Genomic DNA, 25,239 nt, shown 5'->3' with positions numbered 1-25,239 from the left:
GCGAGGGCGCCGATCAGATTTCCTCGCGCGTATGCCGGCCCCGCACCTCACGGAAGAACGGCACCGGCAGGAACGGGCTGAAGCCGGCCGCGAGGCGCGCCTCTAGCTCGTCGAGGACGATATGCGTGATGCGCGGCAGGTCGAGCTTGCGCGCCTCCGCGAAGCTCACCCAGGCGAGCTCTGTCAGCTCCGCCTCGGGACCGACCATCCCGGGCGTCTCGGCGGCGACCGCCTCGCGGGTAACGGCGAAGAAGCGGGTGTCGAAACGCTTGGGCCGCTGCGGCGGGGTGATGGCACGGGCGACGAACTGCACGGCTTCGAGATCCGGCATCACTCCCGCCTCGCGGAAGGCCGCCCAGGGCCCGTCCGGCGCCGTCTCGGGCGCCCCGTATTCCCGGGTGCCGATCATCAGGCCGGTCTCCTCGTAGGTCTCGCGGATCGCCGCGAGCGCCAGCGCCCGGCCGAGATGATGGGGTGGACGCGTGACCCGCGCGGTGAGCGCCGCCTCCGCCCGGTCGTTCAGCGTGCCCGCCACCGGCATGTGCCGGTCGGCGAGCTCGATGCGGCCACCCGGAAAGACGTATTTGCCGGGCATGAACTTGTGGCCGTCGTGGCGCCGGCCCATCAGGACGGTGGGCGTCCTGCCGGAATGGTCGAGGATGATCAGCGTCGCGGCGTTCTTGGGCCGCAGCGCGGGCTTGCGCTCACGCGCGGCGGAGATCGGGGGCATGGCCCCGCTGTCCATCGTCCCGGCCGTCGCGCGCGCCATCCCGTGTCTCCCCGCCCGGGCTCGTCTCGGCCCGCCTGCGGCGTATCGCGGCAAAGCCATGCATGCCAAGACCGTATTGCAGCCCGACCACCGCGCCCTTCACGGGCTGGAGCAGGGCGAGCGCTAGGGCCAGGGTCGCGGCCGGCCAGAAGGCGAGCTCGAACCAGAGCGGGATGTCCTCGAAGCGCATCTGGCTTTCCAGGATCCCGAGGCCGATGAGGTGGCCGACGATGAAGATCACCAGATAGGGCGGCAGGTCATCGGCCCGGTGATGATGCAGCTCGGTGCCGCAGGACTCGCAGGCGTCGCGTACCTTGAGGAAGCGTCCGAAGACGCGGCCCTGCCCGCAATGCGGGCAGCGATTGCGAAAACCCCGCGCCATGGCGAGGTACCAGGGCACCTCCTCCGTGGGCATCGCCGCAGGGGTGGCCCTGCCGTCGATCTCGATCATGCCCGCTTCCCCCTTCGCTTGGCCAGGCCCTCGCGACGCTCCGGCAGCGCGCGCCCCTTGCGCAGGCCACCCCGGCGCGGCGCCGGCGCGCCGCGTGCACCCTCCGATACCACTTCGAAGCGCAAGGCGCCTGCAACGGGGGCTGCTTCCACGAGCCGCACCGTGATCCGGTCGCCGAGCCGGAAGGTCTCGCCCGTGCGCTCGCCGACGAGGGCGTGCCGCCCCTCCTCGAGGCGGAAGTAATCCGCCCCGAGACTCGAGACCGGCACGAAGCCGTCGGCGCCGGTCTCGTCGAGCTTCACGAACAGCCCGGCGCGGGTGGCGCCGGAGATCTGGCCCGCGAAGGTGGCCCCGACGCGGTCGGCGAGGTGCTGGGCGATCAGCCGGTCGATGGTCTCGCGCTCCGCCGCCATGGCGCGGCGCTCGGCCATGGAGATCTGCTGGCCGATCTCGGCGAGTTCGCCCGTCCCCATGTCGGGCAGCCCGTCCGGGCCGAGGCGGAGCGCCCGGATCAGCGCCCGGTGCACGACGAGGTCGGCATAGCGCCGGATCGGCGAGGTGAAATGGGCGTAGCGGCGCAACGCCAGCCCGAAATGTCCGACATTCTCCGGCGCATAGACCGCTTGGGCCTGCGACCGGAGGATGACCTCGTTGATGAAGACCTGATGCTCGGTGCCGTCGACGAGGCCGAGGATGCGGTTGAACAGGGAGGGGCGCAGCACCCCTTCCTTGGGCAGCTTGATGCCGATCGAGGCCAGGACCTCGCCGAGCGCCCGCATCTTCTCGAGCGAGGGCTCGTCGTGCACGCGGTAGATCAGCGCCTGGGCCTTCTCCTCCAGCGTCTCCGCGGCGGCGACGTTGGCCTGGATCATGAACTCCTCGATGAGGCGATGTGCCTCCAGCCGCTCGGGCACGACGACCCGGTCGACGCCGCCTTCGGCATCGAGGATCACCTTGCGCTCGGGCAGGTCGAGGGCGAGGGGGCCGCGGGCGTCGCGCGCCCTCGCCATCAGCCGATACGCCGCCCAGAGCGGGCGTAAGCTCGGCTCCAGGAGCGGGAGGGTGACCGCATCCGGCTGCCCCTCGATCGCCGCTTGCGCCTGCGCATAGGCGAGCTTCGCCGCCGAGCGCATCATCACCCGGTGGAAGCTGTGGCGCTTCTTGCGCCCATCCGCGCCGATGACGAGGCGAACCGCCAGGGCCGGCCGGTCCTCGCCGGGGCGCAGGGAGCAGAGGTCGTTCGAGATCCGCTCCGGCAGCATCGGCACGACCCGGTCGGGGAAATAGACCGAGTTGCCGCGCGCGAGCGCCTCGCGGTCGAGGGGGCTGCCCGGCCGCACATAGGCGGCGACATCCGCGATGGCGACCGTAACGAGGAAGCCGCCGGCATTGGCCGGATCCGGGTCCGGCACCGCCCTGACCGCGTCGTCGTGGTCCTTGGCGTCCGGCGGATCGATGGTGACGAGGGGCTCGTCACGCCAATCCTCGCGATTCTCCATCCCGGCCGACGCCGCGCGCTCGGCCTCGGCCAGCACCTCCCGGGGGAAGACATGCGGGATGCCGTGAGCGTGGAGCGCGATGAGGCTGACGGCCTTCTCGGAACTGATCGCGCCGAGCCGCTCCTTCACGCGGCCCTGCGGCAGGCCGAGGCGCCCCTCGCGGGCGAGCGCCACGCTGACGAGGTCGCCGTCGCGCGCCTCGCCCTCCTGGCCGGCCGGAATCGCGATCTCGCGGCCTTGCGCGCGCTTGTCGACGGGCAGGACGCGTCCGCCGCCCTTCTCCAGGGCGCGGTAGACGCCGAGCACCTCGGCCTTGTTGCGGCCGATGACCTTGACGACGCGGCCGATATAGCGGCCGGGGGCCTCCCGGTCGGGCTCGACGCGCAGCAGCGCGCGGTCGCCGATGCCGGGCGCGGGCAGCGCGCCGGAGCGCCGCCCGCGGGGCATCATGACGAGAATCTTCGGGGCAGGGCCGGCCTCCGGATCCCACTGGGCGGGGCTCGCCAGCAACTCGCCGTCGCGGTCGCGCGCATCGATATCGGCGACGAGGACTGGCGGCAGGCGCCCGGCCTTGCGCAGGCCGGAACGGTCCTTTTCGACGATTCCCTCCTCCTTGAGCTCGGCGAGCATGCGCTTGAGCTCGAGCCTGTCGGCCCCCTTGAGGCCGAAGGCCTTGGCGATCTCGCGCTTGCCGACCTTGGTGGTCGCCTCCGCGATGAAGGCGAGGACGGCCTCGCGGGACGGAAGGGCGCCGTGGTCGGCTTTCGGGGCAGTGCGTTTGGCCAAGGGAGAGACTCAGAGGGAGCGGAGACTTGGGGGGAAGCAGGTTTGGGCGAGCGACGACCGGCTCCGCGACACCCTCCGGCCCCGCGAGGGTCTAACCTCTTCACCGGATATGGGATCCCGGGCCCTCGCGAGCAACCGCGGCCGCCGCCGGGGTGGCGGGGAGGGCCAGCTTCCGCTGGCGCTGCATGCGCCCGGGAGAGGGGTGATACGGCTTGCGGTTGATCTGTTCAGAGACAAGTCCGCGCGGGGAACCCCTCTCCCGTGCGGCAGAGGGGTTCCCCGCGTCCATTTAGAACCCGACCAATGGCCCACGGCCATCGCGTCAAAGAAAAGGGCCGGATCGCTCCGGCCCTTCGTTGCGGCAATCCTGAGATCGGCTCAGAGCGAGTAATAGTGCACGAACTCGATCGGGTGCGGCGTCATCTCGAAGCGCAGCACCTCGGTCATCTTCAGCTCGATGAACGAGTCGATGAAGTCATCGTTGAAGACGCCGCCCGCCTTGAGGAACTCGCGGTCCGCGTCGAGGCAGTTCAGCGCCTCGCGCAGCGAGCCGCAGACGGTCGGGATCTCCTTGAGCTCCGCGGGCGGCAGGTCGTAGAGGTCCTTGTCCATGGCCGGCCCGGGATCGATCTTGTTGGCGATCCCGTCCATGCCGGCCATCACCATCGCGGCGAAGGCGAGGTAGGGGTTCGCCATCGGGTCGGGGAAGCGCACCTCGACGCGCTTGGCCTTCGGCGACGTCGTCCACGGGATGCGGCAGGAGGCCGAGCGGTTGCGGGCCGAATAGGCCAGCAGCACCGGAGCCTCGTAGCCCGGGACCAGCCGCTTGTAGGAGTTGGTCGACGGGTTGGTGAAGGCGTTGAGCGCCTTGGCGTGCTTGATGATGCCGCCGATGTACCAGAGGCATTCCTGGCTCAGGTCGGCATACTTGTTGCCCGCGAAGACCGGCTTGCCTTCCTTCCAGATCGACTGGTGGACGTGCATGCCCGACCCGTTGTCGCCATAGACCGGCTTCGGCATGAAGGTCGCGGTCTTGCCGTAGCTCTGGGCGACGTTGTGGATGCAGTACTTATAGATCTGCATATGGTCGGCCATCAGCGTCAGCGTGTCGAACTTCATGCCGAGTTCGTGCTGGGCCGACGCCACCTCGTGGTGGTGCTTCTCGACCTTGACGCCCATGGACTGCATGGCGGCCAGCATCTCGCCGCGCATGTCCTGGGCCGAATCCTGCGGCGGCACCGGGAAGTAGCCGGCCTTGGTCTGGATGCGATGGCCGAGGTTGCCGCCCTCGTATTCGGTCTGGCCGTTGATCGGCAGCTCGACCGAATCGAGCCGGAAGCCGGTGTTGTAGGGATCGGCCGAGAAGCGCACGTCGTCGAAGACGAAGAACTCGGCCTCGGGGCCGACGAAGATGGCGTCGCCGATGCCGCTCGCCTTCACGAAGGCCTCGGCCTTCTTGGCGATGCCGCGGGGATCGCGGCCGTAGGGCTCGCCGGTGGCCGGCTCCAGCACGTCGCAGACGATCGACATCGTCGCGGCCGAGAAGAACGGGTCCATGCAGGCCGTCGCCGGGTCGGGCATCAGCAGCATGTCGGACTCGTTGATCGCCTTCCATCCGGCAATCGACGAACCGTCGAACATCGTGCCTTCCGCAAAGATGTCCTCGTCCACGAGCGACACGTCGAAGGTGACGTGCTGCCACTTGCCCCGCGGATCGGTGAAGCGGAAGTCGACGTACTTGACGTCGTTGTCCTTAATTTCCTTAAGGACTTCCGTGGCAGTCTTGGCCATTCCCTTTGGACCCCTTCCTAGAATCGGCGCTCGGGCCGTCGCAAATCCGCACCCCCCGCTGGGGCGAGGGGACGGTCTGAATTCGGGTGGAGGTCAGGCGGACCGGGAAATCAGATCGCGTCGGCGCCCGTTTCGCCCGTGCGGATCCGGATGGCCTCCTCGATCGACGACACGAAGATCTTCCCGTCGCCGATGCGGCCGGTCTGCGCGGATTTGCGGATGGCGTCAACCGCCCCCTCGACGAGGTGGTCGGGCAGCACGATCTCGAGCTTCACCTTGGGGAGGAAATCGACCACGTATTCCGCGCCGCGGTAGAGCTCGGTATGGCCCTTCTGGCGGCCGAACCCCTTCGCCTCGATCACCGTAATCCCCTGGAGGCCGACCTCCTGAAGGGCTTCCTTCACCTCGTCGAGCTTGAAGGGCTTGATGATCGCTTCGATCTTCTTCATGCCGGGCGGGCCTGGTTCTGCAACGGTTCCGGCCGCATTCCTACCATCGCGCCGCGCCGACCGCCATGAGGATTTCCGGGGCGCCCCGTGAGAACTGCTCAGCAGACGGGCGCATCCTGCGCGATTGTTGTGCAGATGCCGCGTCTTGAGTCCCTTGTCCGGAGATCGGAGGGAAGGCCGCGATGGTGACCATCCAGCTGTTGACCAATGCCGAGATGCGCCGGGCCGATGCCGCGGCGATCGCGGCGGGCACCGACGGGTTCACGCTGATGCGCCGCGCGGGCACGGCCGTGGCCGAGCGGGCGCTGGCCCGGACGGGGGAGGGCGCCCGCATTCTGGTGCTGTGCGGGCCCGGCAACAACGGCGGCGACGGTTTCGTCGCGGCAAGCGCACTCGCGGCCGCGGGGCGCCGGGTGGAGGTGGCGCTGCTCGGCGCGCGCGACGCGCTCAAGGGCGACGCGGCGACGGCCGCCGCATCCTGGACCGGGCCGGTCGCGGATGCGGCCGCGGCGGAGCCCGCGGGCTGCGACCTCGTGATCGACGCCCTGTTCGGCGCGGGGCTGGCGCGGCCGGTCGACGGGGCGGCCCAGGCGCTGATCGAGCGGGTGAACGGTTCGGGCGTCCCGGTTCTCGCGGTCGACGTGCCCTCCGGCCTCGACGGCGACAGCGGGGAGGAACGCGGCATCGCCGTGCAGGCAAGCGAGACCGTCACCTTCGTGCGGCCGAAGCCCGGACACCTGCTGTTTCCGGGGCGGAGCCTGTGCGGGCCGGTCACGGTCGCGGAGATCGGCATCGCGGATGCGATCGTCGAGGGACTCGGCGCCCGCACCTTCGCGAATGCGCCGGCCCTGTGGGCCGCCGCCTTCCCACGGCTGAACGAGACGAGCCACAAATACACGCGCGGCCACGCGGTCGTGGTCTCGGGGCCGGCAACCCGCACCGGCGCGGCGCGGCTGTCGGCGCGCGGGGCGCTGCGCATCGGGGCTGGCCTCGTCACCGTCGCCTCGCCGCAGACGGCGCTTGCCGAGAACGCCGCCCACCTCACGGCCATCATGCTGCGGGCCTGTAACGGCGCCGACGACCTCGAGGACCTGCTCGTCGACGAGCGGCTCAACGCCATTGCGGCGGGGCCGGGCCTCGGCAGAGGCGGCGCGACCCGCGGCATCGTGCGGGTGGCGGCGGAGGCGGGGCGGGGCCTCGTCCTCGATGCCGATGCGCTGACGAGCTTCAAGGGACGCACGGGGGACCTCGCGCAGCATCTGCGGGCGGGGGCTCCGCGGGCCGTGCTCACCCCGCATGCGGGCGAGTTCGCGCGGCTGTTCGACGACGTCGCGGCGGTGCCGCCCGGCTCGAAGCTGGAGCGGGCCCGCTCCGCAGCGGCCTTCCTCGGGGCCGTCCTGGTGTTCAAGGGCGCCGACACGGTCATCGCCGCTCCCGACGGGCGGGCCGCCATCAACCACAACGGCACGCCCTGGCTCGGCACCGCAGGCTCCGGCGACGTGCTCACGGGCTTGATCCTGGGATTGCTCGCGCAGGGCATGCCCCCGTTCGAGGCCGCCTGCGCGGCGGTGTGGATGCATGCCGAGGCGGGGCGGCAGCACGGGCCGGGGCTGATCGCGGAGGACCTGCCCGAGCTGATGCCGCGGGTGCTGGCGGATTTCCTGGGAGCTTATACGGCTTCCGGTTGATCCGTTCGCAGACAAGAGGGCACGGGATCCCCTCTCCCGAGTGGGAGAGGGGTAGGGGTGAGGGTGGAGACGGGTACAGCAAAGACCCTGACCCGTGCCGCGGCCAGCGCGACGCTCAGTGTCTTGTTCAGTGTCTTGTTCTGAAGCGTAGCACCCTCACCCCTGCCCCTCTCCCACTCGGGAGAGGGGTTCCCCGCGCCACAGCCATAAGCCGCCACAGCCCGACGAGAAAGGCCCCGGACGTCGCCGTCCGGGGCCTTGTTCGTATCCGCTGCGATCAGCCGGTCAGTGCGCGACCAGCCCCGAGGCGTCGTCCTCGGGCCGGGCCGGGGCGGCGGGAAGCGTCTCGTCCCACTCGATCGCCTCGGGCAGCCGCACCAGGGCCTTCTGCAGCACCTGGTCCATGCGCGACACCGGGACGATCTCGAGCCCGTTCTTCACGCTCGCCGGGATGTCGGCCAGATCCTTGGCGTTCTCCTCGGGGATCAGCACCGTCTTGATGCCGCCCCGCAGCGCCGCCAGGAGCTTCTCCTTCAGCCCGCCGATCGGGAGCACCCGCCCGCGCAGGGTCACCTCGCCGGTCATGGCGATGTCGCGCCGCACCGGGATGCCGCTGATGACCGAGACGATCGCCGTCGCCATGGCGATGCCGGCCGAGGGCCCGTCCTTCGGGGTCGCCCCCTCCGGCACGTGGACGTGGATGTCCCGGCGCTCGAACAGCGGCGGCTCGACGCCGAAATCCACGGCCCGCGAGCGGACATAGGAGGCCGCCGCCGAGATCGACTCCTTCATCACGTCGCGCAGGTTGCCCGTGACCGTCATCTTGCCCTTGCCGGGCATCATGACGCCCTCGATCGTGAGCAGCTCGCCCCCGACCTCGGTCCAGGCCAGCCCCGTGACCACGCCGACCTGATCGTCCGTCTCGACCTCGCCGTAGCGGAACCGCGCCGGACCCAGGAAGGAATCCATGTTGTCGACCGACACCGTCACGCTCGCGACCTTGGAGATCAGGATCTCCTTGACCGCCTTGCGTATGAGGTTCGAGAGCTCGCGCTCCAGGTTCCGCACCCCTGCCTCGCGGGTGTAGCGGCGGATGAGCAGCATCAGGCCGTCATCCGTGATCGACCATTCCTTCTCCCCGAGGCCGTGCTTCTTCAGCGCGTTCGGGATCAGGTGCCGGCGGGCGATCTCAACCTTCTCCTCCTCGGTGTAGCCGGCGATGCGGATCACCTCCATGCGGTCGAGCAGGGCCGGCGGGATGTTGAGCGTATTCGCCGTCGTCACGAACATCACGTTCGACAGGTCGTAATCGACCTCGAGGTAATGGTCGTTGAAGCTGGCGTTCTGCTCGGGATCCAGCACCTCGAGGAGCGCCGCGGAGGGATCGCCGCGGAAGTCCATGCCCATCTTGTCGATCTCGTCGAGCAGGATGAGCGGGTTCGAGGTCTTGGCCTTGCGCATCGACTGCACGATCTTGCCGGGCATCGAGCCGATATAGGTGCGGCGGTGGCCGCGGATCTCGGCCTCGTCACGCACGCCGCCGAGCGACATGCGCACGAACTCGCGGCCCGTGGCCTTGGCGATCGACTTGCCGAGCGAGGTTTTGCCGACGCCGGGCGGGCCGACGAGGCAGAGGATCGGACCGGTCAGCTTGTTGGCGCGCTGCTGGACCGCGAGGTACTCGACGATGCGCTCCTTCACCTTGTCGAGCCCGAAGTGATCGGCATCGAGCAGGTTCTGCGCGCCTACCAGATCCTTCTTGATCTTCGAGCGCTTGCCCCACGGGATGCCGAGCATCCAGTCGAGATAGTTGCGCACCACCGTCGCCTCGGCGGACATCGGCGACATCTGGCGCAGCTTCTTCAGCTCCGCCATCGCCTTGTCGCGCGCCTCCTTGGACAGCTTGGTCTTCTCGATCTTGTCCTCGAGTTCGGCGAGCTCGTCGCGGCCGTCCTCGTCGCCGAGTTCCTTCTGAATGGCCTTCATCTGCTCATTCAGGTAGTACTCGCGCTGGGTCTTCTCCATCTGCCGCTTGACGCGGGTGCGGATGCGCTTCTCGACCTGCAGGACCGAGATCTCGCTCTCCATGAGCGAGAGCACGCGCTCCAGCCGCTCGGCGACGGTCGGGATCTCGAGGATCGCCTGCTTGTCGGAGATCTTGACCGCCAGATGCGAGGCGACCGTGTCGGCGAGCTTGGAGGGCTCGTCGATCTGGATCACGGCCGAGACCACCTCGGGCGAGATCTTCTTGTTCAGCTTGACGTAGTTCTCGAACTCCGAGATCACCGAACGGGCCAGCGCCTCGGCCTCGATGCGGTCGCCGAGGTCGTTCGGCAGGGTCTCGGCCTCCGCGGCGTAGAACTCGTCCGAGCGCACGAAGGAGCGGATCTTGGCCCGGCCCGCGCCCTCGACCAGCACCTTCACGGTGCCGTCGGGCAGCTTCAGGAGCTGCAGGACCGAGGCCAGCGTGCCGATCGTGTAGATGGCATCGGTCGCCGGATCGTCGTCGGTGGCGTTGACCTGGGTGGCGAGCAGGATGTGGCGATCGGCGCGCACGGCCTCCTCGAGCGCCCGGATCGACTTCTCGCGCCCGACGAAGAGCGGCACGATCATGTGGGGGAAGACCACGATGTCGCGCAGCGGAAGAACCGCGTAGGTCCCGGTCGAGCCGGGGACGACGGGCTGGCGCGATTTCGGCTGGGTCATTGACTGACTTCCTTGATGGTGACTCCCGACGTCTCGCGCCTTCGAAGTTCGGCGAGAAGCACGCGAGACGGGGGGCCGACCGGGCCGCAGGGGTCGGAGGAGGGAGCGGCCGGGCCGCGGCACCGCACCTCCGAGTGAGCATGCGGCCGCCGCGTTCTGCTCTCAGGTGGTTCTGCGCATTGCTTCTTTCAAGCGCCGTGCCACCCCGGCCGCATGGGAGTCGAGACAGAGAAGGCCGCCGCGAATGCGGCGGCCTTCGGAACCGTCAGGCGCTGACGCTCGCCGGGGCGTCCTTGCTGCGGTCCCCGTGGATGTAGAGGGGCCTCGCCTTGCCGTCGACGACCTCGGGGCCGATGACCACCTGCTCGACCGAGTCGAGGCCGGGCAGGTCGTACATCGTCTCCAGCAGGATGCTCTCCAGGATGGAGCGCAGGCCGCGGGCGCCGGTCTTGCGCTCGATCGCCTTGCGGGCGACGAGCGTCAGCGCCTCCTCCTGGAAGGTCAGGTCGACGTTCTCCATCTCGAACAGGCGCTGGTACTGCTTGACCAGCGCGTTCTTGGGCTCCTGGAGGATGCGCTTGAGCGCGATCTCGTCGAGATCCTCCAGGGTGGCGAGCACCGGCAGGCGGCCGACGAATTCGGGGATCAGCCCGAATTTCAAGAGGTCCTCCGGCTCGACGTTGCGGAAGATCTCGCCGGTGCGGCGGTCGTCCGGGGCCTGGACAGTGGCGCCGAAGCCGATCGAGGTGCCCTTGCCGCGGGCCGAGATGATGCGCTCCAGCCCCGCGAAGGCGCCGCCGCAGATGAACAGGATGTTGGTGGTGTCGACCTGCAGGAATTCCTGCTGCGGGTGCTTGCGCCCGCCCTGCGGCGGCACGCTCGCGACCGTCCCCTCCATGATCTTGAGGAGGGCCTGCTGCACGCCCTCGCCCGAGACGTCCCGGGTGATCGACGGGTTGTCGGACTTGCGGGAGATCTTGTCGATCTCGTCGATATAGACGATGCCGCGCTGCGCCCGCTCGACGTTGTAGTCGGAGGCCTGCAGCAGCTTGAGGATGATGTTCTCGACGTCCTCGCCGACATAGCCGGCCTCGGTCAGGGTCGTCGCATCCGCCATGGTGAAGGGCACGTCGAGGATGCGGGCGAGCGTCTGCGCCAGCAGCGTCTTGCCCGACCCGGTCGGCCCGATCAGCAGGATGTTCGACTTCGCGAGCTCGACGTCGTTGTGCTTCGCCGCGTGCGCCAGCCGCTTGTAGTGGTTGTGCACCGCGACGGAGAGCACCTTCTTGGCGAAGTCCTGCCCGATGACGTAGTCGTCGAGCACCCGCCGGATCTCCTTCGGGGTAGGTACGCCGTCCCGCGACTTCACCAGCGAGGATTTCGACTCCTCGCGAATGATGTCCATGCACAGTTCGACGCACTCATCGCAGATGAAGACGGTCGGGCCCGCGATCAGCTTGCGGACCTCGTGCTGGCTCTTGCCACAGAACGAGCAGTACAGCGTGCTCTTCGAGTCGTTGCCGCCAGCCTTGCTCATATGGGTCTCCAAGTCCCCGACGGGCCCCGTCGCAAAGGGCGAGGGCCACGTCCCTCTAGATAGTGACACCCGGCTAAAGAAACAGTCACCGCCTTCGCCGCACGCACGTCGGGTGTCCGACGCAGAACCACAATGCAAACACGCAGCCACCTCCGGATCAATCCCACGGAAGCGACACGGCCTCGCCAAAAGGCCGCATCGCCTGTGGGATCGTTAATCCGTCAGGGGCCGTGACCGTTCCGGATCAGGCGGCCGGACTGGCCTCCGCGCGCTTCTGGAGTACCTCGTCGATGAGGCCCCACTCCCGGGCGGCGTCCGCGGTCATGAAGTTGTCGCGCTCCAGGCCCAGCTCGATCGTGTCGTAGTCCCGGCCCGTGTGCTTGACGTAGATCTCGTTGAGGCGCCGCTTGAGGGCCTCGATCTCGCGGGCGTGGATCAGGATGTCGGTGGCCTGGCCCTGGAAGCCGCCGGAGGGCTGGTGGACCATGATGCGGGCGTTCGGGAGCGCGAAGCGATGGCCGGGCTCGCCCGCGGCGAGCAGCAGGGAGCCCATCGACGCGGCCTGGCCGACGCAGAGGGTCGCCACGGGGCAGCGGATGAACTGCATCGTGTCGTAGATCGACAGGCCCGAGGTCACCACGCCGCCCGGCGAGTTGATGTAGAAGGAGATCTCCTTCTTCGGGTTCTCGGCTTCGAGGAACAGCAGCTGCGCCACGATGAGCGAGGCGGAGTAGTCCTCGACCGGCCCGGTCAGGAAGATGATGCGCTCGCGCAGCAGGCGCGAGTAGATGTCGAAGGCGCGCTCGCCGCGGCTCGACTGCTCGACCACCATGGGGACGAGCGCGCTGTTGTAGAATTCGACGGGGTCTCTCATCGGGGTGGCCCTGGTGCTAGGAAGCCCGGCCGCGCCGCTGCGGCCGGGGGTCGGCGAATGGTTGAGCCCTCCGGGCCCGCCCGGTCCGCCGCCCGGCAGGGCCACGGGGCCGGATCAGGCCGCGCTGGTCTCAGTCTTGGTCTCCGGGGACGCGCCGGCCTCGGACGCGGTCTCGGCGGCAGGCGCCGCCTCGTCCTCGTCGTCGGCGAACAGCGCCTCCTTGGAGACGGGCTCCTCGACGAGTTTGACCTGCCCGAGAACGTGGTCAACCACCTTCTCCTCGAACAGGGGCGCCCGCAGCTCGGCCATGGCCTGGGGGTTCTTGCGGTAGAAGTCGTAGACCTCGCGCTCGCGCCCCGGGAACTGGCGCAGCCGGGCAATGAGCGCCTGGTTCACCTCCTCGTCCGGCACCTTGATATCGGCACTCTCGCCCACCTGCGCAAGCACCAGCCCGAGGCGCACCCGGCGCTCGGCGATTCGGCGGTACTCGCTCTGCGCCTTCTCCTCGGTGGTGCCCTCGTCCTCGAAGCTCTTGCCGCGGCTCTTCAGGTCGTTCTCGACCTGCGCCCACACCGCCGCGAATTCCTGGTGCACCAGGGTCGGGGGCAGATCGAAGGCGTAGCGGCTGTCCAGCGCGTCGAGGAGCGCCTTCTTGACCCGGCGGCGGGACTGCGCGTCGAGCTCGGCGGAGAGCGAGGTGCGGACCGCCTCCTTGAGCTTATCGAGGCTCTCGAGCCCGAAGGTCTTGGCGAGCTCGTCGTCGATCGTGGCCTCGCCCGGCGCCTGCACGGCCTTCACGGTCACATCGAAGACGGCTTCCTTGCCGGCGAGCTGCTCGGCCGGATAGTCCTGCGGGAAGGTCACCGTGACGGTGCGCTGCTCGCCCGCCTTGGCGCCCAGGAGCTGGTCCTCGAAGCCCGGGATGAAGGTGTTGGAGCCGAGGTCGAGATTCGCGTCCTCGGCGCTGCCGCCCTGGAAGACCTCGCCGTCGATGCGTCCGACGAAGTCGATCACCACCCGGTCGCCGGTCTCGGCGGCGGCGCCCTCCGGCCGGTCCGAATAGGAGCGGTTCTGCTCGGCCATGCGGGTGAGCGCGGCATCGACCTCCTCGTCGGCGACCGCGGCGACGGGCTTCGTCAGGGTGATGTCGGAATGATCGACGAGGTCGAAGGTCGGCATCACCTCGAGGGCGACCTTGAAGGAGAGGTCGGCCTTGGCGTCGAGCGCCTTCTCGATCTCGGCCTTGTCCTCCGGCATCTCGATCCGGGGCTCGAGGGCGAGCTTGAGCTTGTTCTCCTCGAGGATCTTCTGGTTGGCCTCGTTGACGGCGTTCTGCACGACGTCGGCCATGATCGAGCGGCCGTAGACGCGGCGCAGATGGGCGACCGGCACCTTGCCGGGACGGAAGCCCTTCAGCTGGACCTTGTCCTTGAGGCCGGCGAGTTCGGTCGCCAGCCGATCCTCGAGTTCGGCCGCGGCGAGCACCACCTGGAACTCGCGCATCAGCCCTTCGGACTTGGTCTCGGTCACCTGCATCGTCGTCGTTCCGCCTCTTTCGAATCCGGACCGCCTGCGGGTCCCGGACGGCGTCGAGAGAGGTGCCGTGCGACGGGAACCGTCAGTCTGGCGGGCCGGCCCTGATGTGAAAAGCCAATCCGTCGTGTCGCCTTGCGGCGTGTATCACCCCGCGGCGTTCTGCCTGGCGAAAGTGGTGCGGGCGGAGGGGCTCGAACCCCCACGACTCTCGTCACTGGAACCTAAATCCAGCGCGTCTACCAGTTCCGCCACGCCCGCAACGCGCGCGCCCGGGATCGCCGCGGCGCTCGGGCGGCGCTCTATAGCATGCTCCGCCGCGCGCGCAGCAAGAATTTTGGGCGCGGCCCAGGCGCTCGCGCAAGCCTGGCCGGGGCGCTCGCGCGAACCGGCCGCGCCCGCTACAAGGCGCACCGCCAAGAGCGGTTCTTCGTTCGTCAACCCTGCCGAGGTGCCATGACGCCGTCCTCCCCGCCCACGCGCCGCGCGCTCCTCGCGGGCGCCGCCCTGGCCCTCGTGCCGGCGGGGCGCCCGCGCGCGCAGACGCCCGAGCCGGAACTGAGGGTGCTGAGCGCGGGCGGCGCGACGGCGCGGCTGCGGCCCGACCCCGCCCCGGAGACGCCGGTCTGGGCCTTCGACGGAAAGGCCGCGCCGCCGGTGCTGCGGATCCGGCGCGGCGAGATGCTGCGCCTGCGCCTCGACAACCGGACCGACAAGCCCCTGTCCCTGCATTGGCACGGGGTGCGCAACGCCAACGCCATGGACGGGGTGGGCGGCGTCACGCAGGCGCCGGTGGCGCCCGGCGCGAGCTTCACCTATGCCTTCACGCCGCCCGATGCCGGCACCTCGTTGATCCGGCCCCTGGTCGTCGGCGGGTCGAGCGAGCCGGCGGGACGAGGGCTGGCGGGACTGCTCGTCGTCGAGGAGACAAAGGCGCCGGCGGTCGACCGCGACCTGCCGCTGGTGCTGCAGGACTGGCGCATCGAGCCGGACGGGAGGCTCGCCGCCTTCGGGCAGGTGCCCTTCGCGGCGAGCGCCGGGCGGCTCGGCAATGCGCTCACGGTCAACGGGCGGCCGGTGCCCGAGGTGATCGCGGCGGCCCCCGGTACGCGGCTGCGCCTGCGGCTCGCCAATGCCTGCAACGCGCGGGCGACGCGCATCCGCTTCGACGGGCTCAAGGTCTGGGTCGCGGCGGTGGACGGGCAGCCGACCGACACGTTCGAGCCCCTGCGCGCCACGCTGCCCTTCCCGCCGGGCACGCGCTACGACGTGCTCCTCGACGTGCCGACCGAGACGGAGGGCAAGGGCACGGTCATGGCGCTGATCGGGCAGGGGATCCCGCTCGCCGTGGTGGCGCCGCAGGGCGAGCCGGTGCCCGCCCGTCCGCCGGTGGCGGCCATCGGCGAGAACCCGCTGCTGCCCCCCGAGATCAAGCTGCAGAACGCCTTCCGGCGCGACCTGACCATCGCGGGCGGGGCGAGCTTCGACAGGGCGAAGCCGGATGTGGCGCCGGCCTATGCGGGCGACCCCGCCCGGATCTGGACCGTGAACGGGGCCGCGGGGGCGCCCGGTTCGGGGCCGCTCTTCTCGGTGAAGCGGGGCACCGCGGTGGTGCTCGCGCTGACGAACCAGACCGCCTTCCCGCAATCGCTGCACCTGCACGGCCACGTCTTCCGGCTGCTGCATCCCCTCGACGACGGCTGGGAGCCCTACTGGCTCGACACCTTCCAGCTCCTGGAGGGCCGCACCGCCCGCATCGCCTTCCTGGCCGACAATCCCGGCCGCTGGCTCATCGGCGCCACGGTGCTGGAGCGGTTCGATACCGGGCTGTGGACCTCGTTCGAGGTGACGTGAGCGGCGCCTTGAGCGCAAGCGCACACGAAAAACCCCTCTCCCGCAGGGGAGAGGGGCTTCAGTCTCCGGTTCCGGCTGCGCCCGTCCGCTCAGGCCCGGCGCCGGCCCAGGCCGCTGCTCTTGGCGAGTTCGGAGCGCTGGGCCGCGTAGTTCGCCGCCACCATCGGGTAATCGTGCGGAAGGCCCCACTTCTGGCGGTACTGCTCGGGCGTGAGGCCGCGGGTGGAGAGATGGCGCTTCAGCGACTTGTACTGCCGCCCGTCCTCCAGGCTGATCAGGTAGTCGGGGGTGATCGTCTTCTTGATCGGCATCAGCGGGACCGGCTTCTCGGGCTCGGCCGCCGCCGGCGTCCGGAGCCGCATGAGCGAGGTATGGACGGCGCTGATCAGCCCCGGCAGCTCCGCCACCGGCACGGAGTTGTTGGAGACGTAGGCCGCGACGATATCGGTTGCGCGCTCGATCAGATCGATTTCTTGGTCTTGGTCCTGCATCCATATGCTCCGGTTCGCAGAGTGCCAGCCCCATGCGCTTTTTGGGCCGCACACGTCAATATTCATTTTGATGAATGCGACAGTCTTACACGAGAGAATCGTTCCGGCAGCGCTGCGATAGCCTGAGACATGGAACGTCCCGTATAGCCGAGCGATGATGTCTCGCCATGCGTTAGGGTAATACAGGCCCTGCGCGGAGGCCCGGAACCCAGGCCGCATCCGGGGCGGATGCGGCCGATTGTGCTCGGGCGCGGGGCCCCTCTATAAACCGCCCTGTCTCAGAAGACGCTGGCGTCGAGCGCTCCCGGCCGGAGCGCTCCGCCGAGCGCCGCCTACGCCCCGGAGAAGCCCATGGCCGGACATTCGCAGTTCAAGAACATCATGCACCGCAAGGGCCGCGTGGACGCGGTCCGCTCCAAGGTCTTCGGCAAGCTCGCGCGCGAGATCACGGTCGCGGCCAAGCTCGGCACGCCGGATCCCGCCATGAACCCGCGCCTGCGCGCGGCGGTGCTGGCGGCCCGCGCCGAGAACATGCCCAAGGACAACATCGAGCGCGCGATCAAGAAGGCATGCGGCGGCGACGCCGAGACCTACGAGGAGATCCGCTACGAAGGCTACGGCCCGGGCGGGGCCGCGCTCATCGTCGAGGCGCAGACCGACAACCGCAACCGCACCGCCTCCGACGTGCGCTCCGCCTTCACCAAGGCCGGGGGCAGCCTCGCCGAGACGGGCGCCGTGTCCTTCATGTTCGACCGCGTCGGCCTCGTCGCCTTCGACGCGAAGGTGGCGGATGCCGACACGATGCTCGAAGCCGCCATCGAGGCGGGGGCCGACGACGTGAAGTCCGACGAGAGCGGCCACGAGGTCACCTGCGAGCAGAGCGCGCTCGGAGAGGTGGCCAAGGCCCTCGAAGCCCGCTTCGGCGAGCCCCGGCGCACCTCCCTGGTCTGGCGCCCGCAGAACACCGTCGAGGTGGACGACGAGACCGGCGAGAAGCTGATCCGGCTCGTCGAGATGATCGAGGATCAGGACGACGTGCAGAACGTCTTCGTGAACTTCGCCGTCTCGGACGCGCTCATGGCCAAGCTGCACGACTGACCCAGGGATCCGCACACGGCAATGTGACGAGCCTGCCCCCGGACGGCCCCAATCGCATGGTGACCTCGGCGCCATGACGGAATGGGATTCACCGGTCCAACTCATCTACTGGCCGGACGGGGGCGAGGGCGCCGAGGAGCGCCCGAGCATGACCCTGCGCGAGGCGATCCGCGCGGCGCGCGCCGTCACGGGCGAGCGCCGGGCCTGGATCGTCACTGCGAGCGGCCACATCCTGCGGCCCGGCGAGGTCGCGAGGCTCGCCGCCGCGCTCGACGAGGCTCCCCCGGCGCGCTAGAGCGGCGTCCGTACCGGTTGGATCGGATGCCGCTCCAAGTCTTTGAGTTCGCCGCATTTTCTACGACGAACCGGCATCCGCTTCGTCGGAAAGTGCTCCAGGCGCCGCGCCGCGCGCGGCTCCCGCGTGACGGATGCCCTTGTCCCGGTCGGGGGGATGCTGCAAAGCGTCGTCGCCTTCACGCAGGGACGGCGGGGCATCCCCGCCGTCGGGAAGACGGGCCGAAACGATGCACGACATCCGGGTCATCCGCGAGAATCCCGCCGCCTTCGACGAGGGCTTGGCGAAGCGCGGGCTGGAGCCCCTTTCCGCCGAGCTGATCGCCCTCGACGACGCGCGCAAGGCGGCGATCTCGGCGGCGCAGGGCGCGCAGGAGCGCCGCAACGCCCTCTCGAAGGAGATCGGCGCGGCCAAGAAGGCGAAGGACGAGGCGCGGGCGCAGGACCTGATGGCCGAGGTGGCGCGCCTCAAGGATGAGGCGCCCGCCCTGGAGGCTGCGGCGGATGCGGCCGCAAAGGCCCTCGACGCGCGGCTTGCCGCGATCCCCAACACGCCGAAGGCCGAGGTGCCGCTCGGCCGCGACGAGCACGACAACGTGGAGTACCGCCGCTTCGAGGGGCGCGGCCGGGCCGAGGCGGGGCGCCAGCATTTCGAGCTCGGCGAGGCCACGGGCCTGATGGATTTCGAGGCGGCGGCCAAGCTCTCGGGCGCGCGCTTCGTGGTGCTGAAGGGCCATCTTGCGCGCCTGGAGCGGGCGCTCGGCCAGTTCATGCTCGACCTGCACACCACCGAGCACGGCTACACGGAGGTCGCCCCGCCGCTCCTCGTGCGCGACGAGGTGATGTTCGGGACGGCGCAGCTTCCGAAGTTCCGGGACGACCAGTTCGCCGCGATGCCGGGCTCGGTCGAGGCCGAGGGCGGGGCGCCGACCCGCTGGCTCATCCCCACCGCCGAGGTGCCGCTCACCAACCTCGTGCGGGAGAGCATCCTCTCCGAGGACGAGCTGCCTTTGCGCTTCACCGCGCTGACCCCCTGCTTCCGCGCCGAGGCCGGCGCGGCGGGGCGCGACACAAGGGGCATGCTGCGCCAGCACCAGTTCACCAAGGTCGAGCTCGTCTCGGTGACGACGCCCGAGCAATCGGACGAGGAGCACGAGCGCATGCTCGCCTCCGCCGAGGCAGTGCTGAAGAAGCTCGACCTGCCCTACCGGGTGGTGACGCTCTGCACCGGCGACATGGGCTTCGCCTCGCAGAAGACCTACGACATCGAGGTCTGGCTGCCCGGGCAGGGGACCTTCCGGGAGATCTCCTCCTGCTCGGTCTGCGGCGACTTCCAGGCACGGCGCATGGACGCCCGCTTCCGGCGCCGCGAGGGGCGGGGGGTGGCCCATGTCCACACCCTCAACGGCTCGGGCGTGGCGGTTGGCCGCGCCCTCATCGCCGTGATGGAGAACTACCAGAACCCGGACGGCAGCGTCACGGTGCCGTCGGCGCTCGTGCCCTACATGGGGGGCATCACGCGAATCGAAGGACCACACGCCTGATGCGCATTCTCGTCACCAACGACGACGGCATCCACGCGCCGGGCCTGAAGGTCCTGGAGGAGATCGCCCGCGAGCTCTCGGACGACGTCTGGGTCGTGGCGCCCGAGACCGACCAGAGCGGCGTCTCGCACTCGCTCTCCCTCAACGATCCGCTGCGCCTGCGGCGCGTCGCGGAGACGCGCTTCGCCGTGAAGGGCACCCCATCCGACTGCGTCATCATGGGGGTGCGCCACATCCTCAAGGAGCGCGGCCCCGACCTCGTGCTGTCGGGCGTCAACCGCGGCCAGAACGTGGCCGAGGACGTGACCTATTCGGGCACCGTCGCGGGCGCCATGGAGGGCACGATCCTCGGCGTGCGCTCGATCGCGCTGAGCCAGGCCTACGGGGTGGGCGGGCGGGCCAACGTGAAGTGGCACACCGCCGCCGAGCACGGCGCGCGCACCATCCGGCGTATCCTGGAGGCCGGCATCGAGCCGGGCATCCTCGTCAACGTGAACTTCCCCGACTGCGAGCCGGAGGCGGTGGAGGGCATCGCGGTGGTGGCCCAGGGCATGCGCAACCAGCAGCTCCTCGCCATCGACGAGCGGCTGGACGGGCGCGGCAATCCCTATTTCTGGCTCGCCTTCGCCAAGGCCCGGTTCGAGCCGGGTCACGGCACGGACCTGAAGGCCATCGCGGAGAACCGCATCGCCGTGACGCCCCTGCGCCTCGACCTCACCGACGAGCCGACCCTGACCCGCTTCGCCCAGGTCTTCGGCTGACGGTCGTGGGGGACGAGGCCGAGCATTCCGACGCCGTCGGAGCCGCCGCCTTCGTGCTGGCCCTGCGCGCCCGCGGCGTGCGCGCTCCCGCCGTGCTCGGCGCCATGGAGCGGGTGCCCCGCGAGCGTTTCGCCCCCGAGGCGCTCCGCGATCTCGCCCGCCGGGACATCGCCCTGCCGCTCGCCTGCGGCCAGACCATGACCGCGCCAAGCGCCGTCGCCGCCATGCTGGCCGTGCTCGAGCCCGGACCGGGCGCCCGCGCCCTCGAGATCGGCACGGGCTCGGGCTACGCCACCGCACTACTCCTGCGCCTCGGCTGCGCGGTGGTCGAAAGCCTGGAGCGCTACGAGACCCTGGCCGGAGAGGCCCAGGGGCGTCTCGATGCCCTCGGGCTGGCCGGATCGGTGCGGCTGCGGATCGCCGATGGCTGCGCGCCCGAGAAGGACGTGACGCCCTTCGACCGCATCCTGGTCAACGGCGCCCTGCCGGCGATCCCGGACAGCCTCGGCCAGCGCCTCGCCCCGGGCGGACGCCTCGTCGGGGCGGTCGCGACCCGGGAGGGCATGCGCCTCGCGGTTGTGGAGCGCGGCCCCGACGGCCTGCACCGTCGCATCCTCGACACGGCCCTGCGCATCGCGCCGCTCACCGCCGGCCGCGCCCGCGTGCTGTAGCCCCGCGGGGCCGTATCCGGCTGGAACCCGGTGGCTTTTCGGGCACGTCCCATGAGGCTCGATCCTGAAGGCCGGCCGCTTCCCCGCAACGGAAGCTTAACCTGAATGGGATTTGAATCCATCTCATCGGGTTGCGTGGATGTGTGGGTGCGTCGATGCGGGATCGCGGGGCTGGCTACGGGATGCGGGCGCTGTCGCGCTTTGCTCTCATCGGGCTGATCGGAGGTGCATCCGCCGCCTGCAGCTCCGACACGATGCGGTTCGGGGATCCGTTCTCGAACCCCTTCTCGTCGAGCGGGGCGAGCGGTGGCGCGAGCGCCGAGCCGGGCGCGACCGGCAGCCTGCCGGAGGATCAGGCGGTGGCGCCGATCCACAGCTCGCCGATCCGCTCGCAGGCCCTCGGCGCGCCGCCCGCGGCCGCTCCGACGCCGCTGTCGAGCCGGCCGGCTCCGGCCCCGCAGACGCCGCGCGCCGTCGCGACGGCGCCCGCCACCGGCGGCCCGGCGGGGTGGACAGCTCAGGGCGGCACGACCGTCACGGTCGGCCAGGGCGACACCCTCAGCCAGATGTCGACCCGCTTCGGCGTGCCGGCCGCCGCGATCCTCTCGGCGAACGGGCTGTCGAGCGCGAGCCAGGTGACGCCCGGCCGGCATATCGTCATTCCGGTCTACCATGCGGGCGGCTCCGCCGCCGTGACGCCGCGGGCGACTCCGGCGGCCCCCCAGCCGCGCATGGTCCTGCAGCAGGGCAAGCCGGCGGCCGAGCCCAGAAGGGTCGTGGAGAAGGTCGCGGAGGCGCCGAAGGAGGAGCCGGCGCCCAAGCCCCATCCGCGTCCGGGACAGGCGATGGCCGCTCCGGTGAAGCCCGCCGCGGTCGAGCGCGCTGCCAAGCTCAATGCCCGCCCGGCCGAGCCGGCCAAGGTCGCCAAGGCCGAGCCCAAGCCGGAGCCGAAGGCGGAGGCCGCCAAGCCCGCCAAGCCGGAGCCGAAGCCCGAGCCGAAGAAGGTCGAGGCCAGGCACGAGGCGAAGCCGGAGGTGAAAACCGCCGCGGCCAAGCCTGCGCCGAAGCTGGAGCCGAAGGTTGTGGCCAAGGCCGAACCCAAGCCGGAGCCGAAGAGGATTCCGGAGAAGCCGGTCGAGAAGGTCGCCAAGATCGAGCCGAGGAAGCCCGTCGAGAAGGCGCCCGAGGCTCCCAAGCCCGTCGCCAGGGCCGAGTTGCCCAAGCCGGAGCCGAAGGCGGAGGCCGCCAAGCCCGCCAAGCCGGAGCCGAAGGTCGTCGCCAAGGTCGAGCCCAAGCCGGAGCCCAAGGTGGAAGCCGCCAAGCCCGTCAAGCCGCCGGCCGAGAAGCCCGTCGCCGAGAAGCCGGCCGAGCCAGCCCCGGCGCCCGCCCCGGCGGAGGAGACCAGCGCGTTCCGCTGGCCGGCCCGCGGCCGGGTGATCGCGGGCTACGGGTCGAGCGGCAACGAGGGCATCAACATCGCTCTGCCCGAGGGCACGCCGGTGAAGGCCGCCGAGGAGGGCACGGTCGCCTATGCGGGCAGCGACGTGAAGGGCTATGGCAAGCTCGTCCTGGTGCGGCACGCCAACGGCTACGTCTCGGCCTACGCTCATAACGGCGAGATCGACGTGCGGCCGGGCGACAAGGTGAAGCGCGGTCAGGTCATCGCGAAGTCCGGCGCCTCGGGCAACGTGACCTCGCCGCAGCTCCACTTCGAGATCCGCAAGGGCGCGACCCCGGTCGACCCGATCCCGAGGCTCGCCAGCAACTGATCCGCGCTTCCATCCGCCGCGACGCGGCGGCCCCCTCCGTCCGGTGCTTCAACCGCACCGGACGGACTCGCATGCGTGACGTGTCGTCCATCGCCAGAGCCGGCTTCCCCGTGTCCAAGACAGCGAGGCCGCCCGCAAGGAACCCTGACGGGCAGGCCCGGTTGTTCCGGCTCACGTACAGGCAAATCCGTCGTCGCCGCACGGAGACATCGGCCATCGGCAGACGTCGCGGAGCGGCGCTTCGGACCTCTCATGGGAGATCACGATGCGACGCCACCTTCTCGTCGTCACGGCTCTGCTGATCGCCGGCCCCGCCCTCGGCCAATCCTTGAGCGAGAGGAGCGGCCTCAACACGCTGATCGGCGCCAGCCCCTCGACCGCCGACTTCGTCAAGGAAGCGGCCATCAGCGACATGTTCGAGCTGCAATCGAGCCAGCTCGCCGCGCAACGCGGCGACGAGGCGACCAAGACATTCGCCACTCACATGCTCGACGACCACCAGAAGACCAGCAGCGACCTCAAGGCGATGGTCCAGGCGGGCAAGGTGAAGGCCGAGATCCCGACCGAGCTCGACTCGACCCATCAGAGCAAGCTCGACAAGCTGAAGGGCCTGAACGGGAGCGACTTCACCAAGCAGTACCAGAGCGATCAGGTGAAGGCGCACAAGGATGCGGTCGACCTGTTCCAGCGCTACGCCAAAGGAGGCGACAACGACGAGCTGAAGGCCTGGGCCGGGAAGATGGAGCCGACCCTGGCGCAGCACCTGAAGATGGCCGAGGATCTCGGCAAGTAGGCGGAACCCTCAGGAAGCGGCTGCGTCCGGCCGGCTGTGGCCGGGCGGAGCCGCTCAGGCGTCCGGGCCGGATCTCCGCCGGATCACGGTGCCGAGGAGTCGCCGTGCGGCCGCACGGCCGTGTGGTGGCCGGAATGGCGGGAGAAGACCCCCAGCCCCACCAGGATCGCGACGAGCACCAGAGCGAAGAGAAAAGCCTGCATCACACCACCATTGCGGATCGGCCCGCCGGAACCGGCGGCAGCCTGTTCAAGATCCGCGCCAACGGAGTGGCGCCGTCAGTACTCGACGGCGAGGCCGCCCAGCCGGGACGCGAGCCGGTAGGCCTTCTCGCGGGTCAGACCCCGCAGGATCACGCGGTCGGCGCTGTAGAGGGTGAAGGTTCCGTCCGCATCAGCCTTGATCCGAATGCCTTCCATGACGGGACGTTCCTCCTGGCGGCCGCTTCCGACGGCCGCTCGCTGCGACTCAACGCGCCGAAGGCGCGAAAAGTGGCGGCAGAGGGCGGGTCATTTTGCGCAATCGTTCGATCTGCTGCGGGCGGCGCGGGCGCGATCGGCCCGTAGCCCAAAGACCCTTTCACCAGGAGCCGCCGTCAGGCCGCGACCGGCGCGAAGCGGGTCGCCAGGATGCCGGAGGTGACCGCCTTGATGTCGCGCAGCCCGCACATCGCCATGGTGGTGTCGAGCTCCTTGCGGATGATGTCGAGGCATTGGGTGACGCCCGCCTCGCCGCCCGCGCCGAGCCCGTACAGGAAGGCCCGGCCGATGAAGACGCCCTTGGCGCCGAGCGCCAGCGCCTTGATGACGTCCTGGCCCGAGCGGATGCCCCCGTCCATCAGCACCTCGATGCGGTCGCCGACCGCCGCCGCAATGGCCGGCAGGGCCGAGATGGAGGAGAGCGCCCCATCGAGCTGACGCCCGCCGTGATTCGACACGATCAGCGCCTGCGCGCCGCTGCGCGCCGCCAGCTCCGCGTCCTCCGGATCGAGGATGCCCTTCAGGATCAGCGGCCCGCCCCAGCGGTCCTGGATGCGCTTCACGTCGTCCCAGTTCAGCGTCGGGTCGAACTGTTCGGCCGTCCAGGAGGAGAGGGACGAGAGGTCGCTCACGCCGCTCGCATGGCCGACGATGTTGCGGAAGGTGCGCCGCTCGGTGCGGAGCATGTTCAGGCACCAGCGCGGCTTGGTCGCGAGGTTGAGGATGTTGGGCAGCGTCATCCGGGGCGGGGTGGAGAGCCCGTTCTTGATGTCCTTGTGGCGCTGGCCGAGGATCTGCAGGTCGAGGGTGAGCACGAGGGCCGAGCAGCCCGCCGCCTTGGCGCGGTCGATCAGCCGGTTGATGAAGTCCCGATCGCGCATGACGTAGAGCTGGAACCAGAACGGCCGGTCGGTGTTCTCGGCGACGTCCTCGATCGAGCAGATGCTCATGGTGGACAGCGTGAAGGGCACGCCGGCCTTGGCGGCGGCGCGCGCGGCCAGGATCTCGCCGTCGGCATGCTGCATGCCGGTGAGGCCGGTCGGCGCGAGGGCCACCGGCATGCTCACGGGCTGGCCGATCATGGTGCTGGCCAGCGTGCGGTTCGTCATGTCGACGGCGACGCGCTGGCGCAGCTTGATGGACGCGAAGTCGGCCTCGTTCGCCCGGTAGGTCCCCTCCGTGTAGGATCCGGAATCCGCGTAGTCGTAGAACATGCGCGGCACGCGCCGCTCGGCGAGCACGCGCAGATCCTCGATGCAGGTGGCGGGCGTCGTCGAGAAGAACCGCGACATCGTGGAGGGCGGCCGTGACGACGGCATCCGGGTCGAGTGCATGGGTATTCCTCGGGCGTTCCTCGATCGGCACCGGACGGCCGTCAAGCCGGGGCGCCTTCTGGTGTTTC

Annotated in this window: 21 protein-coding genes and 1 tRNA gene; 9 read left to right on the top strand and 13 right to left on the bottom strand. The window is 70.0% G+C overall.

Features of this window, described 5'->3' with window-relative positions; all coding sequences use genetic code 11:
- Window positions 1–13: 13 nt before the first annotated feature.
- From MNOD_RS35090 to MNOD_RS35070, 5 genes are all read right to left on the bottom strand, one after another.
- Window positions 14–769, bottom strand: a complete 756-nt coding sequence (locus tag MNOD_RS35090; protein ID WP_043749972.1) for an NUDIX hydrolase — start codon at window positions 767–769, stop codon at window positions 14–16.
- On the bottom strand, window positions 705–1,220 hold the full coding sequence (locus tag MNOD_RS35085) for a DUF983 domain-containing protein (protein ID WP_015933707.1): 516 nt from the start codon (window positions 1,218–1,220) through the stop codon (window positions 705–707). The genes MNOD_RS35090 and MNOD_RS35085 overlap by 65 nt, the downstream gene beginning before the upstream one ends.
- On the bottom strand, window positions 1,217–3,505 hold the full coding sequence (gene rnr / locus MNOD_RS35080) for a ribonuclease R (RefSeq protein WP_015933706.1): 2,289 nt from the start codon (window positions 3,503–3,505) through the stop codon (window positions 1,217–1,219). The genes MNOD_RS35085 and rnr overlap by 4 nt, the downstream gene beginning before the upstream one ends.
- A 378-nt stretch (window positions 3,506–3,883) precedes the next feature.
- The gene (gene glnA / locus MNOD_RS35075) at window positions 3,884–5,296 is read right to left on the bottom strand and encodes a type I glutamate--ammonia ligase (RefSeq protein ID WP_015933705.1); all 1,413 of its coding nucleotides are present in this window, start codon (window positions 5,294–5,296) and stop codon (window positions 3,884–3,886) included.
- Between the two features lie 110 nt (window positions 5,297–5,406).
- The gene (locus tag MNOD_RS35070) at window positions 5,407–5,745 is read right to left on the bottom strand and encodes a P-II family nitrogen regulator (protein ID WP_015933704.1); all 339 of its coding nucleotides are present in this window, start codon (window positions 5,743–5,745) and stop codon (window positions 5,407–5,409) included.
- 182 nt (window positions 5,746–5,927) lie between these two features.
- Here MNOD_RS35070 and MNOD_RS35065 point away from each other — a divergent pair, with 182 nt between their 5' ends.
- Window positions 5,928–7,433, top strand: coding sequence for a bifunctional ADP-dependent NAD(P)H-hydrate dehydratase/NAD(P)H-hydrate epimerase (locus MNOD_RS35065; RefSeq protein WP_015933703.1), 1,506 nt, complete (start codon window positions 5,928–5,930; stop codon window positions 7,431–7,433).
- A gap of 285 nt (window positions 7,434–7,718) precedes the next feature.
- On the opposite strand, the gene lon is transcribed toward MNOD_RS35065, so the two are convergent.
- From lon to MNOD_RS35040, 5 genes are all read right to left on the bottom strand, one after another.
- A complete protein-coding gene (gene lon, locus MNOD_RS35060; RefSeq protein ID WP_015933702.1) occupies window positions 7,719–10,139 on the bottom strand; it encodes an endopeptidase La in 2,421 nt (806 codons plus the stop codon).
- 265 nt (window positions 10,140–10,404) lie between these two features.
- The gene (clpX, locus tag MNOD_RS35055; RefSeq protein ID WP_015933701.1) at window positions 10,405–11,676 is read right to left on the bottom strand and encodes an ATP-dependent Clp protease ATP-binding subunit ClpX; all 1,272 of its coding nucleotides are present in this window, start codon (window positions 11,674–11,676) and stop codon (window positions 10,405–10,407) included.
- 244 nt (window positions 11,677–11,920) lie between these two features.
- A complete protein-coding gene (locus tag MNOD_RS35050; RefSeq protein ID WP_015933700.1) occupies window positions 11,921–12,550 on the bottom strand; it encodes an ATP-dependent Clp protease proteolytic subunit in 630 nt (209 codons plus the stop codon).
- 114 nt (window positions 12,551–12,664) lie between these two features.
- Window positions 12,665–14,086, bottom strand: a complete 1,422-nt coding sequence (gene tig, locus MNOD_RS35045) for a trigger factor (RefSeq protein ID WP_015933699.1) — start codon at window positions 14,084–14,086, stop codon at window positions 12,665–12,667.
- A 173-nt stretch (window positions 14,087–14,259) separates the two neighbouring features.
- A tRNA-Leu gene (locus MNOD_RS35040) sits at window positions 14,260–14,344 on the bottom strand.
- 195 nt (window positions 14,345–14,539) lie between these two features.
- On the opposite strand from MNOD_RS35040, the gene MNOD_RS35035 reads away from it, so the two are divergent.
- A complete protein-coding gene (locus tag MNOD_RS35035) occupies window positions 14,540–15,937 on the top strand; it encodes a multicopper oxidase family protein (RefSeq protein ID WP_015933698.1) in 1,398 nt (465 codons plus the stop codon).
- Between the two features lie 89 nt (window positions 15,938–16,026).
- Here the strand turns inward: MNOD_RS35035 and MNOD_RS35030 are convergent, their stop codons facing one another.
- On the bottom strand, window positions 16,027–16,428 hold the full coding sequence (locus tag MNOD_RS35030) for a Ros/MucR family transcriptional regulator (RefSeq protein ID WP_015933697.1): 402 nt from the start codon (window positions 16,426–16,428) through the stop codon (window positions 16,027–16,029).
- A gap of 351 nt (window positions 16,429–16,779) precedes the next feature.
- On the opposite strand from MNOD_RS35030, the gene MNOD_RS35025 reads away from it, so the two are divergent.
- The 7 genes from MNOD_RS35025 to MNOD_RS34995 all read left to right on the top strand — a co-directional run bounded on the left by MNOD_RS35025 (window position 16,780) and on the right by MNOD_RS34995 (window position 23,358).
- Window positions 16,780–17,526: a YebC/PmpR family DNA-binding transcriptional regulator gene (locus tag MNOD_RS35025; protein WP_015933696.1), complete on the top strand. Its 747-nt coding sequence runs from the start codon at window positions 16,780–16,782 to the stop codon at window positions 17,524–17,526.
- A gap of 73 nt (window positions 17,527–17,599) precedes the next feature.
- Window positions 17,600–17,821 (top strand): hypothetical protein, encoded by a 222-nt coding sequence (locus tag MNOD_RS35020; protein ID WP_015933695.1) that lies wholly within the window; start codon window positions 17,600–17,602, stop codon window positions 17,819–17,821.
- Window positions 17,822–18,050: 229 nt separating this feature from the next.
- On the top strand, window positions 18,051–19,364 hold the full coding sequence (gene serS, locus MNOD_RS35015; RefSeq protein WP_015933694.1) for a serine--tRNA ligase: 1,314 nt from the start codon (window positions 18,051–18,053) through the stop codon (window positions 19,362–19,364).
- Window positions 19,364–20,125, top strand: a complete 762-nt coding sequence (surE, locus tag MNOD_RS35010; protein ID WP_015933693.1) for a 5'/3'-nucleotidase SurE — start codon at window positions 19,364–19,366, stop codon at window positions 20,123–20,125. Before serS ends, surE begins: the two co-directional genes overlap by 1 nt.
- A gap of 5 nt (window positions 20,126–20,130) precedes the next feature.
- A complete protein-coding gene (locus tag MNOD_RS35005; protein ID WP_015933692.1) occupies window positions 20,131–20,796 on the top strand; it encodes a protein-L-isoaspartate O-methyltransferase family protein in 666 nt (221 codons plus the stop codon).
- Window positions 20,797–20,951: 155 nt separating this feature from the next.
- Entirely contained in the window at window positions 20,952–22,565 is a 1,614-nt protein-coding gene (locus MNOD_RS35000; protein ID WP_015933691.1) for a M23 family metallopeptidase, read from the top strand.
- 265 nt (window positions 22,566–22,830) lie between these two features.
- Window positions 22,831–23,358: a DUF4142 domain-containing protein gene (locus tag MNOD_RS34995; RefSeq protein ID WP_015933690.1), complete on the top strand. Its 528-nt coding sequence runs from the start codon at window positions 22,831–22,833 to the stop codon at window positions 23,356–23,358.
- Window positions 23,359–23,636: 278 nt separating this feature from the next.
- Here MNOD_RS34995 and MNOD_RS48460 read toward each other — a convergent pair whose 3' ends face one another.
- Window positions 23,637–23,777, bottom strand: a complete 141-nt coding sequence (locus MNOD_RS48460) for a hypothetical protein (RefSeq protein ID WP_015933688.1) — start codon at window positions 23,775–23,777, stop codon at window positions 23,637–23,639.
- Window positions 23,778–23,953: 176 nt separating this feature from the next.
- A complete protein-coding gene (locus MNOD_RS34990; protein WP_043749969.1) occupies window positions 23,954–25,129 on the bottom strand; it encodes an alpha-hydroxy acid oxidase in 1,176 nt (391 codons plus the stop codon).
- Window positions 25,130–25,239 lie beyond the last annotated feature (110 nt).

Origin of the sequence: Methylobacterium nodulans ORS 2060 (assembly GCF_000022085.1) — a bacterium.
GTDB lineage: Bacteria > Pseudomonadota > Alphaproteobacteria > Rhizobiales > Beijerinckiaceae > Methylobacterium > Methylobacterium nodulans.
Note: the sequence above shows the minus strand (reverse complement) of the source record. Positions and strands in the feature narration are given on the sequence as shown.